A 15,781-nucleotide genomic window follows, 5' to 3' on the forward strand; every position below is an offset into this window, starting at 1 on the left:
GCGCGGGCCACCTTGTTCCAGTCAGGAGTCTGCGACGATCTTAAACCAGCGCACCGGAAAGCCCAAGGGCTGCCGTGCGGTCCGCTGAATGGCCGGCGCTGGCGGCGTGAAAACGCAATGATTACCATGTCCGTGCAGCCCGCCCCGTGCCAGCCTGCCCGCTTCCCCCCAGGACCTCGTGATGCGCCACCCGCTCCGACCGGCTCCCGCCGGCCCCGCCCGTGCCCCGCGTTCGCCGGCCCACTGCCGCGGCGCCCGCCCGCAATGATCACCGTCGGCCTTTCCACCCTGGGCTTCTGCAGCCTGGGCATGCTGGCAGCGATGTTTTCGGCACTGGCCTTCTATGCCGCCTCGCCGCACTGCCGTTGGCCCCGCCTGCGCCGTGCCGGTCGTCTCGGCCGCCAGATCGGCCTGGTCGCCGCCGCTGCTGCCCTGTGGTTGTGGATGGCCGAACTCGGCTTCGCTGCCGGCCTGGTGGCGATGCTGTGCACCTGGATGCTCGCTGCGATGCTGTTGCCGGCGCTGGCCGCCTGGCATCGCCCGGGCACGGAGTCACCCTGATGTGGCCGCGCGCCTTCGCCGGCATCATCGCTGGCTTCCTGCTTGCGGCCGCCGCTACCGGCCTGCTGGCCTGGCTGCCGCCCGGCCCGTGGCAGCGCGCACTGGTGCCGACCCTGATCGCCTTCATCCCGTTATGGATGCTGGCCGCCCTGTGGGCGTTCAGCTTCCGCAGCGCACTGCGCGCCTGGCTGGTTCTGGGTGGCAGCGCCGCGGCCGGCTTCGCCGTGCTCGGGCTGCTGCGCCTGACCGGCGCGGTGCAATGAGAGCTCCCCCATGAAGTTCAGTTCGCAGACGCTGCGCACGTTCACCACCCTGCACACCTGGGTCGGCCTGGTCGCCGGCTTCGGCCTTTTCGTGGCCTTCTATGCGGGTGCGCTGACCCTGTTCCATCACGACTTGCCGCTGTGGCAGACCCCGGGCGCAGCCACCGCCTTGCCGGCGGGCCTGGACGATGCGCAGTACCTGCTGGAAGACGTACTGGCGACACACCCGGAGGCCCGCCGCCACGTTGGCATGACCTTCCCCGGTACCGAACACCCGCAGCCCCTGGCGTACTGGCAGGCCGATGACGGCAGCTGGCGCTACGCCTGGCCGGGCCAGATCGCCGGCAGCCCCGCGCCGCCGCAGACCGGACTGGCAGAACTGGTCAACGAACTGCACTACAGCCTCGGCCTGCCGGTGGCCGGCATCTATGTGATGGGCATCGTCAGCCTGCTGTATGGCATGGCGCTGCTGAGCGGCCTGGTGATCCACCTGCCGAGGCTGTTCGGCGACCTGTTCGCGCTGCGCCCGGGCCGCAACCTGAAGCAGCTGTGGCAGGACGCGCACAACGTGATCGGCGTGCTCAGCCTGCCTTTCCACCTGATGTTCGCAGTCACGGGCGCCCTGCTGTGCCTGGTGTTCGTGCAGATGGCCCTGCTCAATCCGCTGATCTACGACGGCAAGGCGCTGCAAGCGGTACCGACCGCGATGGACACTGCGCCGGTGCGCGATGCCAGCGGGATTCCGGCACCACCGGGCAGCCTGCGCGTGCTGCATGCGCGCGCACTTGAAGTGGCCCGCGCGCAGGGCGTGGCCAACTTTGAACCGGCCTACCTGAAGCTGGCCAATGGCGGCGATGCCAACGCCACGATCGAGATCACCGGCGAGGCCAGTGGCACCCTCGGCCCGCTTGGTGCCGTGGCATTGGACGTCGCCACCGGCAACCTGCTCGCGTCGCAGCTGCCGGGCCAGCGCGACGCCAACCACGCCACGCTCAGCGCCGCCTACGCGCTGCACTTCGGTGAGTTCGGCAACGGCGTGGTGGTCTGGCTGTACTTCCTGCTCGGCCTCGGCGGTGCGTTCCTGTTCTACTCCGGCAACCTGCTGTGGATCGAGTCGCGGCGCAAGCGTCGCCAGCCACAACAGCCACGTGCCGGTGTGAACATGGCGCGGGCCACGGTCGGGGTGTGCATCGGCCTGTGCGTGGCGATCTCGGTCGCGTTCGTCACCGCACTGGTGCTGGAGCGGCTGGCACCGTCGGCGGTCGACCACGGCATCCGCTGGGCCTGCTTCGGCAGCTGGGCAGCCTGTGCGCTGTGGGCTGCACTGCGCCGCCCCGCGCAGGCCGCGCGCGAACTGCTGTGGGCCGCAGCGATCAGCACTGCACTGGTGCCGGTCCTGCACGGTGCACTCAATGGTGACTGGCTGTGGCGCGCCGCCGCGCGTGGCCAGTGGCCGCTGTTCTGGATCGATGCCATCGCGCTGGCCATGGCCTTCGGCTTCGCCCGCCTGGCCGTCGCCAGCCAGCGCCGCGCCCGCAACGGCGATCCGAACAGCGTCTGGGCGAACTGAAGCGTCGCCGGACACGGGCCGGCGCTACCGCTGCGGGCGCTCTTCGCCCGGGTAACGACTCACTTCGATCAGGTTGCCATCCGGGTCGCGGAAGTACACTGATTCGATCGGTCCCAGCGCACCGGTACGCGCGACCGGCCCCTCCTCCACCACAATGGCCTGCGCCTGCAGGTGTGCCAGCACATCGACCATCACTGTGCGCGTGACCAGGCACAGATCGGCACTCCCCGGCGTGGGTCGCAGCGCATGCGGCTGCAGTGGCGCATTGGCCGGATGCAGGTTGATCTTCTGCTGGCCGAACTGCAGCGCGCTACGTCCCGCGCCGAAGCGTACGACCTGCATGCCGAGCACGCGCTGGTAGAAGTCACAGCTGCGTTCGATGTCGGCGACGGTGAGAACCAGGTGGTCCAGGCGTTCGAGATGGATCATGCGCAAAGCGTAGCGCCGCCGGCGTCATCGCACTGTGCGGTGTCGGGTCGCTGGCGTTGCGGCATGGCGCCGGGCATCGGCCCGGTGCCAGCAGGCGACTCAATCGCCGATGCGCGCCTTCTGCCACGGGCCGAGCATGGCGTTGAGCAGGCTGGCCTGATCGTCGTCACCGGTCAGCTCCCACATGAACACTCCGGCCAGGCCCTGCTCGCGGGCGAACTGCGCACGCAGGCCGATCGAACGCGGGTCCTCATAGCTGATGAGGATTTTCTGCCCGGCGTTGTACAGCCACGGGCTCTGCGCCTGCGGCTGCCAGTGCCTGGTCCAACCCGGCTGGTCGAGATAGCGCGCCTTGATCACCCGCCAGTCGCCGGCATCGGCCGGTGCACTGTAGGGCTGATACAGGCCGTCCGGTGCATCGCCGGTGACCTTGAAGCCGCGCCCGTAGAACGGCACGCCCAGCACCAGCTTGTCGGCCGGCACGCCATGTTCACGGTAGTACTGCACGGCGCCGGCCACGTTGTTCCAGCGGCGCAGCTCCGGCGCCAGCGGATCGGCCGGCACTTCATGCAAGGGCGCATTGAAGGTCGACACCGACGAAAAGCCGGTGCCCATGTCGTAGCTCATCAGGTTGATGAAATCGAATACCCTGGCCAGCGCCGGCAGGTCGTAGCTCGCCGCTGGATCATAGGGACCGTCGGTCTGCAGGCGGCCGGCGGCCAACGCGGCGGTCAGCAGCATCGGCTGGCCCACCTTGCGACCGCGTGCATCGAGTGCCTGACGGAAGGACTGCGCAAGCCGGGTCAGGTTGGCGCGATCCTGCGGGCGATGCGCCAGCTCCTTCGGTCCGCCACTGACCGGGAATTCCCAGTCGATGTCCACGCCATCGAAGCTGCCGGCGTGGCGTTCGAAGAACAGCGCCATGCACGAATCGACCAGGCGCCTGCGGCTGGCCTCGGTCAGCGCTGCATCGGAGAACCCACCCGCGCCCCAGCCACCGATCGAAATCAGCGTGCGCAGGTGCGGATGCGCCTTCTTGAGTTCGGCCAGTGCGGCGAAATTCTTCGGCGCTTCCGCACCGACCGTGCAGCGGCCGTCCTCGATGGTGGAGAACGCGTAGAACAGGTGGGTCAGGCGCTCGGCCGGAATGCTCGACACCGGATAGCGCTCGGCCGATCCGCCAGGGTAGTAGGCGCCGAAGATCGGCGGCTGTGCGGGCGCTGCGTGCGCGGCAATGGGCAGGGCACCGGCAATCAGCACGGCAAGGACGGCCACGGTCTGGCGGAACATGGGATCTCCCGGTTCAAAGGCGCCGTCACGTTAGCAAACCGATGGGGCTGTGGTGCGGATGTCGCGGCATGTCGTCCCATGGACAGGTGCGATCCGTGCAACCGTGACAGAACGATGGCCGCGTGGCGGCGATCATGCACTGCAGCAGGACATGCAGCGACCTGGATGAGCTTCCCTTCACAACATCGAGGCAAAGAAAAAGCGGGCCGAAGCCCGCTTTTTCATTTGCGAAAGCGTGAGGACCAACGGTCCTCACCCACCGCACGATCAGCAGTACCGATTATTCGGCGCTGGCGCCTTCGCCCTCTTCGACTGCCTTCATCGACAGGCGGATACGGCCCTGCTTGTCGACTTCCAGCACCTTGACCTTGACCACATCGCCTTCCTTCAGCTTGTCGCCGACCTTCTCGACGCGCTCGCTGGAGATCTGCGACACGTGGACCAGGCCGTCCTTGCCCGGCAGGATGGTGACGAACGCACCGAAGTCCATGATCTTGGCGACCTTGCCTTCGTAGATGCGGCCCGGCTCGACGTCCGAGGTGATCTGCTCGATGCGGGCCTTGGCAGCCTGGGCAGCGATGGCGTTGACCGACGCGATGACGATGGTGCCGTCGTCCTGGATGTCGATCTGGGTGCCGGTTTCCTTGGTGATGGCCTGGATGGTCGAGCCACCCTTGCCGATCACTTCGCGGATCTTGTCCGGGTGGATCTTGATGGTCAGCAGGCGCGGCGCGTAGTCCGACAGCTCCTCACGCGGAGCGGTCAGGCCGTGGGCCATTTCACCCAGGATGTGCAGACGACCAGCCTTGGCCTGCTGCAGGGCCTGCTTCATGATCTCTTCGGTGATGCCTTCGATCTTGATGTCCATCTGCAGGGCGGAAATGCCCTCAGCGGTACCGGCCACCTTGAAGTCCATGTCGCCCAGGTGATCTTCGTCACCCAGGATGTCGGACAGGACCACGAAACGGTCGCCTTCCTTGACCAGACCCATGGCGATGCCTGCCACCGGAGCCTTCACCGGCACGCCGGCGTCCATCAGCGCCAGCGACGAGCCGCAGACCGAGGCCATCGACGAGGAACCGTTCGACTCGGTGATTTCCGAAACGACGCGGATGGTGTACGGGAAGGCTTCCAGCGACGGCATGACAGCCAGCACGCCGCGCTTGGCCAGACGACCGTGGCCGATTTCGCGGCGCTTCGGGCCCATCATGCGGCCGCACTCGCCCACCGAGAACGGAGGGAAGTTGTAGTGGAACAGGAAGTTTTCCTTGTACTCACCGGCAACGGCATCGATGACCTGGCCATCACGGGCGGTGCCCAGGGTGATGGTCACGATGGCCTGGGTTTCGCCGCGGGTGAACAGCGAGGAACCGTGGGTACGCGGCAGCACGCCAGTCTTCACGGCGATCGGGCGGACGGTGTCCAGCGCACGGCCGTCGATACGGACCTTGGTGTCCAGCACCGAGTCACGCATGGTGCGGTATTCCAGCTCGCCGAATTCCTTCGACAGCTCAGCCGGGTTCCAGCCTTCGGCGGCCACGCGGCCCGCCAGGGCTTCGAACACGTCCTTCTTGATCGCCGAGATGGCGTCACGGCGCTGCAGCTTGTCGCGCACCTGGAAGGCTTCGCCCAGGCGCGGGCCGATGGCTTCCTTCAGCGCGGAGATCAGCGCGTCGTTCTTGGCCGGGGCTTCCCAGGTCGACGGCTTGGTGCCGGCTTCGACGGTCAGCTCGTTGATCGCGTTGATGACCTTCTGCATTTCGCGGTGACCGAAAGTCACGGCGCCCAGCATCACTTCTTCGGACAGCAGCGCGGCTTCGGATTCGACCATCAGCACGGCGTTGGAGGTACCGGCAACGACCAGTTCCAGCTGCGAGTCAGCCAGTTCGCTGACGGTCGGGTTCAGGATGTACTCGCCGTTCTTGTAGCCGACCTTGGCAGCGCCGATCGGGCCCATGAACGGGGTGCCGGCCAGGGCCAGGGCAGCCGAGGCGCCGATCAGGGCCGGGATGTCGCCGTCCACGTCCGGGTTCAGCGACATGACCGTGGCGATGATCTGCACTTCGTTCTTGTAGTCTTCCGGGAACAGCGGACGGATCGGACGGTCGATCAGACGCGAGATCAGCGTTTCCTTCTCGGTCGCACGGCCTTCACGCTTGAAGAAACCACCCGGGATGCGGCCGCCGGCGTAGAACTTTTCCTGATAATCGACGGTCAGCGGGAAGAAGTCCTGGCCTTCGCGCGCGCTCTTGGCGGCGACGGCGGTGACCAGCAGTACGGTGTCGTCCATCTTGACGATGACCGCGCCGCTGGCCTGGCGGGCGACTTCGCCGGTCTCAAGCGTGACGGTGTGCTTGCCGTACTGGAAGGTTTTGGTGATTTTTGCCACGGAGGGTGTCCTTGGGGATGCTGTCTGCGAATTTGGACCGTCGGCGACCCTTGCCGCCAGCGGGTGGCCGGATCGTTCCGGCCTGAATCGGGGATTGCGGTGCTACAAAACAAAACCGCGGCGCATCGCTGCGCCGCGGGGGATTCGTTGCTTAGCGACGCAGGCCAAGCTTTTCGATCAGGGCCTTGTAACGCTCGACGTCCTTCTTCTTCAGGTAGTCGAGCAGGCTGCGACGGCGGTTGACCATCTGCAGCAGGCCGCGGCGGCTGTGGTGATCCTTCTTGTGGGTCTTGAAGTGGCCGGTCAGCAGTTCGATGCGGGCGGTCAGCAGGGCAACCTGGACTTCCGGGGAGCCGGTGTCAGCGGCGCTGCGCTTGTTGTCTTCAATGACCTTCTGGGTGTCGATCGACATTTCTTTTTTCTCTGTGATGCGTGGCCGGCAGGAACGCGCTTCGCGCACCGCCAGGCTCGCCGTGGACTACGAGGATGAAACCTGCGCGAGGCAGGTTGCCGGAAAACGGCCGCGAAATTGTAACGGCCAGGGGCTTCCGGGACAAGGACCGGGGCTGAACCACCCAGCCCCGGTCAGAGGTTGAAACGGCGCTGCGGGGCCAGCAGGCCACTGTCGTCGACCTGGCCCAGGCCCTGGACAGCATCGTCCGGACCGAACACGGCCACCAGGCCATGCGGCCAGGACGCGTCACGCTGGCGCTGGCCGACGCAGAAGCGGTGGGTCTGCCCGGCATCGAGGTCGACCCGCGGGTATCCAGCCAGGCCGGCTGCCAGCGGCAGCAGCAGCGCGTCCATGCCCGCCTCGTCGTCGGCCTCGGCCATCGCCCGCAACTGGTCCAGGGTGACCATCGCCGGCGCGCGGAACGGTTCGACCCACAGCCGGCGCAGCGCGCTGATGTGGGCGCCACAGCCCAGGCGTTCGCCGAGATCGCGGGCCAGGCTGCGGATATAGGTGCCGGAGCCACAGGTCACGCGCAGGTGCAGGCGCCCGGGCAGCTGTTCGAGCACCTCGATCGCGTGCACCTGGACCTCGCGCTCCGGAGCCTCGATGGCCTCGCCGCGGCGGGCCTTCACATACAGCGGTTCCCCGCCCTGCTTCAGCGCCGAATAGATCGGAGCCCGCTGACGGATGTTCCCCGTCAGTGGCGCCAGCGCAGCCTGCAGGGCCTCGGCGCTGATCGCCGGCACCGGGCGCTGCACCAGCACCTGGCCCTCGGCATCATCGGTATCCGTGGTCTGGCCGAGGACGATCTCGGCATCGTACGCCTTGGCCGAACCCAGCAGCAGGCCGGCGATCTTGGTGGCCTCGCCGAAGCATAGTGGCAGCAGGCCGGTGGCCAACGGGTCGAGGCTGCCGGTGTGGCCACCCTTCTCGGCACGGAACAGGCGGCGCGCCACCTGCAGGGCGGCGTTGGAGCTCATGCCGGTCGACTTGTCGAGCAGCAGGATGCCATCCAGGCGGCGGAACTGAATTCGGGTCATGACAGGATGTTGTAGAGCCGAGCCATGCTCGGCTGCAGCGGCGCGGCCCGCACAGGCATCGCGTTGCCGGAATGGAAAGACGCCGGGCATGGGCCCGGCGCTAGCTTATTCTTCGTCGCTCTCGCGACGCTTTTCCGCGGCCAGCGTATCGGGCAGGTCGCGCAGGATGTTGTCGATGTGCTCACCACGGTCGACCGAGTCGTCGTAGTGGAAATGCAGCTCCGGCACGTGGCGCAGCTTCATCGCGCGGGCCAGGTCCATGCGCAGGCGGTAGCCCAGCTCCTTCAGGCCGGCCACGGCTTCAGCCGAGCGCTCCGGCATCAGGGCGGTGACGAACACCTTGGCATGGGCCATGTCGCGGGTGATTTCCACGTCGGACACGCTCACCGAGGGCAACCCGTGCTCGCGCACGGCGTTGTGCACCAGGGTGCCGAGTTCACGGCGCAGCTGGGCGGAGACACGGTCGGTTCGATGGAAAGTCTTGGGCACGAGCAGCTCTTGGTTCAGTTGTCGCCCGACCAACGGTCGGGCGCTACAGGTACATGGTAGGGCCCGACCGTTGGTCGGGCCACCTTGCAGCATTACAGGGTGCGCGGCACTTCGATACGCTCGAAGCACTCGATCTGGTCGCCCGGCTTGACGTCGTTGTAGGCCTTCACCGCGATACCGCATTCGGTACCGTTGCGGACTTCCTCGACGTTCTCCTTGAAGCGACGCAGCGATTCCAGCTCGCCCTCGAAGATCACCACGCTGTCGCGCAGCACGCGGATCGGCTTGTTGCGCTTGACCACGCCCTCGATGACCATCGAGCCGGCAACGGCGCCCAGCTTGGAGCTGCGGAAGACGTCGCGGACCTCGGCGATACCGATGATCTCTTCGCGGATCTCCACGCCCAGCAGACCGGATGCCACCTGCTTCACCTGATCGATCACGTCATAGATGATCGAGAAGTAACGCAGGTCAACGCCGTTGGATTCAATGATGCGACGGGCCGAAGCATCCGCACGCACGTTGAAGCCGATGACGGTGGCCTTCGAAGCAGCCGCCGAGTTGGCATCCGATTCGGTGATGCCGCCGACGCCGGAGTGGATCACGTTGATGCGGATGTCTTCGTTGGACAGCGCGACCAGTGCCTGGCTCAGGGCCTGCACCGAACCCTGCACGTCGGCCTTGATGACCAGGTTGAGGACCTGCTGGCCCTCGCCCTTGCCCAGGGTCGCCATGATGTCTTCCATGCGGCTGCCAGCGGTGGCGACCAGGCGCGATTCACGGCGCTTGGTCTCACGCTGCTGGGCAACATCCTTGGCCAGGCGCTCGTCCTCGACCACCACGAAGTCGTCTCCGGCTTCCGGCACACCGGACAGGCCCAGGACCTGCACCGGGATCGACGGGCCGGCGAACTCCGGCTGCTTGCCGGTTTCGTCGAACAGCGCACGCACGCGGCCGTACTGGATACCGCACACCAGGTAGTCGCCCTTCTTCAGGCGGCCCTGCTGCACCAGCACCGTAGCGACCGGGCCGCGGCCCTTGTCCAGCGACGATTCGATCACCACGCCCGAGGCGCGACCTTCGTCGACGGCCTTCAGTTCCAGCAGTTCGGCCTGCACCGACACCGCGTCCAGCAGGTCGTCGATGCCCAGGCCGGTCTTGGCCGAGATCTCCACCATCTGGATGTCACCACCGAACTCTTCGGCCACGACCTGCTCGGAGAGCAGCTCGTTCTTGACCCGCATCGGGTCGGCACCGGACTTGTCGATCTTGTTGATCGCCACGATCAGCGGCACACCCGCCGAACGGGCGTGCTGGATCGCTTCCTTGGTCTGCGGCATGACGCCGTCGTCGGCAGCAACCACCAGCACCACGATGTCGGTCAGCTTGGCACCGCGGGCACGCATCGAGGTGAACGCGGCGTGGCCCGGGGTATCCAGGAAGCTGATGACGCCCTTGGGCGTCTCGACGTGGTAGGCGCCGATATGCTGGGTGATGCCGCCGGCTTCGCCGTGGGCAACCTTGGTGCGGCGGATGTAGTCCAGCAGCGAGGTCTTGCCGTGGTCCACGTGACCCATGATGGTGACCACCGGCGGGCGCTGTACGGCTTCGCCCTGGTTTTCACCGGTCGAAGCCAGCAGCGCGTCTTCGGCATCGTTGTCGTTGGCACGGATCGCCTTGTGGCCGAGTTCTTCGGTCACCAGCGCAGCGGTGTCGTGGTCGATGGACTGGGTGATGGTCGCCATCACGCCCATCTTGAACAGCGCCTTCACCACCTCGCCGCCCTTCAGCGCGAGCTTCTGCGCCAGGTCGGCCACGGTGATGGTCTCGCCGATCGCGACTTCACGCACGACCGGTGCGGTCGGGCGTTCGAACGCGTGCGGACCGGCATTGTTGCCACCACGCGACATGTCGCGACGGCCACCGGTCTGGTTGCGGCCACCCGGACGTCCACGCGAATTGCTGTTGTTGCTGTTGCCACGACGCGCACGGTCGGCGGCCGACAGGTGCATCTGGCCGGCGAAGCGGTCGCCCGGGCCACGCTCGTTGCGCGGCGCGCTGCGGTTGTTGCGCTCGTCGTTGCGCGGCGGCGGCGGCGGAGCACCACGCGGCGCAGCCGGGGCGGCGGCCGGGGCGCGCGGCGGGCGCGGCGCGGTTTCGTCGATCGGAGCACGCTTGGGCTTGCTGGCGGCCAGTGCCTCGGCCGCCTTGGCCGCAGCCGCAGCTTCCTCGGCGGCCTTCTTCTCGGCCTCGGCGCGTTCCTTGGCGGCAGCCTCTTCCTCACGGGCACGGACGATGGCCTCGTCGCGCAGACGATCCTTCTCGGCCAGGGCCTGCTGTTCGGCGAGGTTGCGCGCACGCGACTCTTCCAGCTTGCGCAGGATGTCGGCGCGCTCTTCGTCCGGCGTCATGGCGCGAGCACCATCCTTGACGTAGGTACGCTTCTGGCGCACCTCGACATTCACGGTCGTCTTGCTGCGACCGGAATTGACCGTCACTTCCTGCTGCTTCCGGCGGTTGAGCGTGATCTTCTTTGCAGACTGATCGGTCTCTTCCGGGGCCTGCTCGGGCTTGCCGTGCGAACGACGAAGGAAGCCCAGGAGCTTTACCTTCTCGGAGCTGGTCACGACCTGGTCGGGACCGCTGAACTTCATGCCGGCACCGGCCAGCTGTTCCAGCAGTTTTTCGACCGGCGTGTTGACCAGTTCGGCAAGCTTGCGGATGGTGGTTTGCTGCGACATTCGGATCCTATGATCTTGTGGGCGCCCCCCCGCATCTGGAGGTGGCGCGGATTCTACGCCCTGAGCGGCTCAGGGCCCTGTTCATTGCCGGCTCATTCGCCGCGTTCCAGTCGGGCGATCTCCTCGGCACGGGCGGCCAGGATCAGCGCAGCGGCGCGCGCCTGATCCAGTCCTTCGATGCCGAAGTCCATGACCTCGTCGGCGGCCAGGTCGGACAGGTCCTCGCTGGTACGCACGCCGTGGCCGGCCAGCTCATATGCGGTGGCTTCGTCCATGCCCTTCAGGGACAGCAGGTCCTGCGCCGGCTGGCCGTCTTCAAGGCCTTCCTCGACTGCCAGGGCCTCATTGAGCAGCGCATCGCGGGCACGAGCGCGCAGCTCTTCGACGATGTCCTCGTCGAAACCTTCCACGGCCAGCAGTTCGCCGACCGGGACATATGCGATTTCCTCGACAGTGCCGAAGCCTTCGCTGACCAGGATGCCGGCGATTTCCTCGTCCACTTCCAGTTTGTCCATGAACAGCTGGCGGGCGGCAGCCTGCTCGGCCTCCGACTTGGCAGTGACCTGGTCCTGGGTCATCACGTTGAGCTGCCAGCCGGTCAGGCGGCTGGCCAGGCGCACGTTCTGGCCGCCCTTGCCGATCGCCTGGGCCAGGCGGTCTTCGGCAACGGCCAGGTCCATCGAGTGCTTGTCCTCATCGACGATGATCGACTGCACTTCGGCCGGCGCCATCGCGTTGATGACGAAGTTGGCCGGGTTGTCGTTCCACAGCACGATGTCCACGCGCTCGCCATTGAGCTCGTTGGACACGGCCTGCACGCGCGAACCGCGCATGCCGATGCAGGCACCGATCGGATCGGTGCGCTGGTCGTGGGCCAGCACGGCGATCTTGGCGCGGTCGCCCGGATCGCGGGCGCAGGCCTTGATTTCCACCAGGCCCTGGCCGACTTCCGGCACTTCCAGCTTGAACAGCTCGATCATGAACTCCGGCGCGGCGCGGCTGATGAACAGCTGCGGGCCACGCGGCTCCGAGCGCACTTCGGCCAGGTAGCCGCGCACGCGGTCGCCGGCACGCAGCACGTCGCGCGGAATGCCCTTGTCCTTCGGAATGAAGCCTTCGGCATTGCCACCGAGGTCGACGTAGATGTTGCCGCGCTCGGCGCGCTTGACCACACCGGTGATCAGCTCACCCACGCGATCCTTCCATGCATCCACGACCTGCTGGCGCTCGGCTTCGCGCACGCGCTGGACGATGACCTGCTTGGCGGCCTGGGCAGCGATGCGGCCGAAGTCCGGGTTCTCGATCTGCTCTTCGATGTAGTCGCCGACCTCGACGCCTTCGGCCTCGTCGACGGCGTCCATCAGGCGGATCTGGCGATCCGGGGATTCCATGACCACGTCATCAGCCACCACTTCCCAGCGGCGGAAGGTTTCGTAGCTGCCATCCTTGTGGTCGATGACCACGCGGGTCAGCACTTCCTCCTCGGGATAGCGCTTCTTCGCTGCCGAGGCCAGGGCGGCCTCGATGGCATCGAAGATCACTTCACGCGGCACGCCCTTCTCGTTGGCGACTGCGTCGACTACCAGCAACAGTTCCTTGCTCATTGGCTCACTCCGCGCGCGGCTTCTTTGCCGCCGGCTCGTTGGAAGAAGAATTCGTGTTCGGCTTCGGACGCTTCGGCGCCGGACCGGTCGGCTTGCTCGGGGCCAGCCCCAGCGCCACCCAGTCGGGCATGATCCGTGCCTTGTCGATGTTGTCGGCCGACACGACCACTTCAGCCTTGTCGACGATGAAGGTGACGGTGCCCGCGGCCTCGTCGATCGCTTCGATGCGGCCCTGCAGGCGACGACGGTTGTCCTGCGGCAGCTTCAGCGTGACCTTGGCCGATTCACCCTGGTGGCGGCCGAACTGCTCCAGGTTGAACAGCGGGCGGTCCACGCCCGGCGAGGACACTTCCAGCGTGTAATTGCCGCTGATCGGGTCTTCGACGTCCAGCTGCGCCGAGACTTCGCGGCTGACCCGCTCGCAGTCGTCGACATTGATGATGCGCTCGGGCTGTTCAGCCAGCGGCACGTCGATGTAAAGGCGCAGGGTCGCACCGCCGGGGGCCGGCAGATACTCAACGCCCAGCAGCTCCAGGCCCAGCGACACAACGGTCGGGGCGAGCAGATTCGCGATGTCGGTTGCCTTGTCGCTCACAGCCTGCCTTGATCTCTATGGTTGGGTGCCGGCCTTGGCCGGCGTGGAAACATGACGCCCCGGAAACGACAAAGGGCCCGTTGGGCCCCTTTTCCGGAAAGACTCCGGTGACTGGATTCCGGTTGCAACCTGCATTGCCTGCCGGTTGCGGCCCTCCTTCCGGGTCCGGACTCCCGCTGGGAGGCCGCCTTCAGGGGTACTGCTAGGCCGCTGATGATAGCGGCTGCACCGCGCTGGTGCAAGGTGCGGACCTGGGGTCAGATCCCTTTTCCACGGGAAAAGGGATCTGACCCCGATCACGCAGAAACGACGCAGACCCCAAAGAAAAACGCCCTCGAAGCAGCACTTCGAAGGCGATTTCTCTACTTGGTAGCGGGGGCAGGATTTGAACCTGCGACCTTCGGGTTATGAGCCCGACGAGCTGCCAGACTGCTCCACCCCGCATCAGAAGCGGAATTATGAGCGGTTGCTCCAAAAACTGCAAGCTTCCCCTCATTCATCAAATCGGTTGGCGCCGATCCGAAGTTGGTAGCGGGGGCAGGATTTGAACCTGCGACCTTCGGGTTATGAGCCCGACGAGCTGCCAGACTGCTCCACCCCGCACCAGAAGCGGAATTATGAGCGGTTGCTCCAAAAACTGCAAGCTTCCCCTCATTCATCAAATCGGTTGGCGCCGATCCGAAGTTGGTAGCGGGGGCAGGATTTGAACCTGCGACCTTCGGGTTATGAGCCCGACGAGCTGCCAGACTGCTCCACCCCGCACCGGAAGTGTTTGAACTGCTGCCCTGCTCTTTCGAGGGGGGCTACCGCAACGATGTTCTGGCTGAACCGCTGCAGTGACAACTCAGGCTGCGCATATTACACGAATCGCGCAGCTTTGTGTCAACTTTCATGCAAGATGCGCAAATGCCTGCTGGCACCAGACCATGATCGGGTTCCAGGCCAGGCCCAAGGCCAGCAGCGCCAGGGCATTGACACCCAGCACCACACCCAGCACGCGGTCGTTGTTGCGCGGCATGGCCTCGCCCACCGGCTCATCGAAGTACATGACCTTGATGACGCGCAGGTAGTAGAAGCAGCCGACCACGGCGCACAGCACGCCCAGGATGGCCAGCCACAGCAGGCCGCCGTTGACGGCCGCGCCCAGCACCGCCAGCTTGGTCCAGAAGCCCAGGAACGGCGGGATGCCGGCCAGCGACGCCATGATGCACAGCACCAGGCCGGCCATCCACGGGTTGCGGGCATTGAGGCCCTTGAAGTCCTCGATGTTCTCGGCTTCAAAGCCGGCACGCGACAGCGCGATGATCGCGCCGAAGGCGGCGGTCGACATGATGGCGTAGGCCAGTGCGTAGAACAGCGCAGCGGCATAGCCCTGTGCGCCACCACCGGCGATGCCCATCAGCAGGAAGCCGATGTGCGAGACGGTGGAGAACGCCAGCATGCGCTTGAGATTGCTCTGCGCGATGGCCATCAGGTTGCCGATGACCAGCGAGACTGCGGCCAGGCCGGCGATCAGCAGCTGCAGTTCGGTCGACAGCGGACCCACGCCCATTTCCAGCAGGCGGTAGGCCATGCCGAAGGCGGCCAGCTTCGGCGCCGAGCTGATGAACAGCGCGATCGGTGCCGGGGCACCCTGGTACACGTCCGGCAGCCACATGTGGAACGGTGCCGCACCCAGCTTGAAGGCGACGCCGGCGATCATGAACACCGCACCGGTGATCAGCAGCACGCGCTCTTCCGAGTGCGGGATGGCGTCACGGATGACGTCCAGGTGCAGGCTGCCGGTAGCGCCGTAGATCAGCGACATGCCGTACAGCAGCAGGCCAGAGGCCAGCGAGCCGAGCACGATGTACTTCATCGCCGCTTCCGAGGCCAGGCCGTTTTCGCGGTTGCTGGCGACCAGGGCGTAGGAGCACAGCGCCAGCAGTTCCAGGCCCAGGTAGACCATCAGCAGGCTGCCGGCCGACACCAGGATCATCATGCCGGCGGTGCCGAACAGGATCAGCACCGGGATCTCGCCCTGGAACAGGTTGCGGTCACGCAGATAACGCCAGCCGTAGACCAGGGTCAGGCCGCTGAGCAGCACGATCCCGGTCTTCATCACGTCCGCGGCGGTATCGCGCACGAACATGCCATGGAAGACCTCGCCCTGCCCGCCCACGCCGGTGGCCAGCATGAACAGCACCACGGCCAGCGCAGCGAGCGAGAACAGGTGGGTGACGATCTTGTTCCGGTTGCTGACGAACAGGTCGAGGATCATCAGGGCGAAGGCGCTGCCGATCAGCACCAGCTCGGGAGCGAGCGGTGGCAGGTCAGCGGCGGTCAATGGCAGCAGCGGCGAGGTGGTCATCATCAA

General features: G+C 66.2%; 13 protein-coding genes and 3 tRNA genes. 3 read left to right on the forward strand and 13 right to left on the reverse strand.

Annotated features, from left to right (window positions below; translation table 11 throughout):
• The first annotated feature begins 264 nt into the window (after positions 1-264).
• Genes PEM_RS16440 through PEM_RS16450 form a run of 3 tightly spaced genes read left to right on the forward strand, consistent with a single transcriptional unit; the run spans position 265 to position 2,394 of the window.
• Positions 265-561: a hypothetical protein gene (locus PEM_RS16440; RefSeq protein WP_005410439.1), complete on the forward strand. Its 297-nt coding sequence runs from the start codon at positions 265-267 to the stop codon at positions 559-561.
• Positions 561-824, forward strand: coding sequence for a hypothetical protein (locus tag PEM_RS16445; RefSeq protein WP_049413666.1), 264 nt, complete (start codon positions 561-563; stop codon positions 822-824). Before PEM_RS16440 ends, PEM_RS16445 begins: the two co-directional genes overlap by 1 nt.
• 10 nt (positions 825-834) lie before the next feature.
• Positions 835-2,394 carry a PepSY-associated TM helix domain-containing protein gene (locus PEM_RS16450; RefSeq protein ID WP_111127799.1) on the forward strand — a complete coding sequence of 520 codons (1,560 nt, stop codon included), beginning with the start codon at positions 835-837 and terminating at the stop codon, positions 2,392-2,394.
• Positions 2,395-2,418: 24 nt separating this feature from the next.
• Here PEM_RS16450 and PEM_RS16455 read toward each other — a convergent pair whose 3' ends face one another.
• The 13 genes from PEM_RS16455 to nuoN form a co-directional block, all read right to left on the reverse strand.
• Complete coding sequence (locus PEM_RS16455; RefSeq protein WP_196768677.1) at positions 2,419-2,820, reverse strand: VOC family protein; 402 nt, start codon at positions 2,818-2,820, stop codon at positions 2,419-2,421.
• Between the two features lie 102 nt (positions 2,821-2,922).
• Positions 2,923-4,113, reverse strand: coding sequence for a glycoside hydrolase family 18 protein (locus tag PEM_RS16460; protein ID WP_005417882.1), 1,191 nt, complete (start codon positions 4,111-4,113; stop codon positions 2,923-2,925).
• Positions 4,114-4,393: 280 nt separating this feature from the next.
• A complete protein-coding gene (pnp, locus tag PEM_RS16465; RefSeq protein WP_049413671.1) occupies positions 4,394-6,502 on the reverse strand; it encodes a polyribonucleotide nucleotidyltransferase in 2,109 nt (702 codons plus the stop codon).
• Between the two features lie 151 nt (positions 6,503-6,653).
• A complete protein-coding gene (rpsO, locus tag PEM_RS16470; protein WP_005417886.1) occupies positions 6,654-6,914 on the reverse strand; it encodes a 30S ribosomal protein S15 in 261 nt (86 codons plus the stop codon).
• Between the two features lie 173 nt (positions 6,915-7,087).
• Positions 7,088-7,996: a tRNA pseudouridine(55) synthase TruB gene (gene truB, locus PEM_RS16475; RefSeq protein ID WP_111127800.1), complete on the reverse strand. Its 909-nt coding sequence runs from the start codon at positions 7,994-7,996 to the stop codon at positions 7,088-7,090.
• Positions 7,997-8,101: 105 nt separating this feature from the next.
• On the reverse strand, positions 8,102-8,485 hold the full coding sequence (gene rbfA / locus PEM_RS16480; protein ID WP_005410447.1) for a 30S ribosome-binding factor RbfA: 384 nt from the start codon (positions 8,483-8,485) through the stop codon (positions 8,102-8,104).
• Positions 8,486-8,577: 92 nt separating this feature from the next.
• Positions 8,578-11,226, reverse strand: coding sequence for a translation initiation factor IF-2 (gene infB, locus PEM_RS16485; protein ID WP_111127802.1), 2,649 nt, complete (start codon positions 11,224-11,226; stop codon positions 8,578-8,580).
• 92 nt (positions 11,227-11,318) lie between these two features.
• A complete protein-coding gene (nusA, locus tag PEM_RS16490; RefSeq protein ID WP_111127804.1) occupies positions 11,319-12,830 on the reverse strand; it encodes a transcription termination factor NusA in 1,512 nt (503 codons plus the stop codon).
• 4 nt (positions 12,831-12,834) lie between these two features.
• The gene (rimP, locus tag PEM_RS16495) at positions 12,835-13,425 is read right to left on the reverse strand and encodes a ribosome maturation factor RimP (RefSeq protein ID WP_049413675.1); all 591 of its coding nucleotides are present in this window, start codon (positions 13,423-13,425) and stop codon (positions 12,835-12,837) included.
• 367 nt (positions 13,426-13,792) lie between these two features.
• Positions 13,793-13,869: transfer RNA gene (locus tag PEM_RS16500), tRNA-Met, on the reverse strand.
• A gap of 82 nt (positions 13,870-13,951) precedes the next feature.
• A tRNA-Met gene (locus PEM_RS16505) sits at positions 13,952-14,028 on the reverse strand.
• A gap of 82 nt (positions 14,029-14,110) precedes the next feature.
• Positions 14,111-14,187, reverse strand: a tRNA-Met gene (locus PEM_RS16510).
• Positions 14,188-14,314: 127 nt separating this feature from the next.
• Positions 14,315-15,775, reverse strand: coding sequence for an NADH-quinone oxidoreductase subunit NuoN (nuoN, locus tag PEM_RS16515; RefSeq protein ID WP_049415243.1), 1,461 nt, complete (start codon positions 15,773-15,775; stop codon positions 14,315-14,317).
• Positions 15,776-15,781: the final 6 nt, after the last annotated feature.

It is taken from the genome of Stenotrophomonas sp. Pemsol (genome assembly GCF_003586545.1).
Taxonomy (GTDB): domain Bacteria; phylum Pseudomonadota; class Gammaproteobacteria; order Xanthomonadales; family Xanthomonadaceae; genus Stenotrophomonas; species Stenotrophomonas sepilia.